Source organism: Bacillus sp. FJAT-22090, from assembly GCF_007676755.1.
In the GTDB taxonomy this organism is placed as follows: Bacteria; Bacillota; Bacilli; order Bacillales_A; family Planococcaceae; genus Psychrobacillus.
The window spans coordinates 1-243 of the sequence record NZ_VEBK01000049.1 but is presented as its reverse complement, the minus strand read 5'-3'; the positions used below and the strand labels follow the sequence as shown (position 1 = coordinate 243).

The 243-nt window shown below is 33.7% G+C and carries 1 protein-coding gene; it reads left to right on the top strand.

What is annotated here, in order from left to right; translation table 11 throughout:
* Nucleotides 1-243 (top strand): PTS transporter subunit EIIC (locus tag FS486_RS19875; RefSeq protein ID WP_186321536.1); only part of this gene is annotated, 243 nt, incomplete at both ends.

The window sequence follows — 243 nt, the reverse complement described above, 5'->3', positions numbered from 1 at the left end:
GATCAACGTATTTTTATTGAGCAAATACGTGAAGGTGTTCATTTAACTTCAGGTAAATTCATGCAAGGTGAATTTCCTGTTATGATGTTTGGATTACCAGCAGCAGCATTAGCAATTTATCAAACAGCTAAACCTGAGAATAAAAAGGTAGTTGGAGGTTTGATGTTATCAGCAGCTTTAACATCATTCTTAACTGGTATTACTGAACCATTAGAATTTTCATTCTTATTCGTAGCACCATTA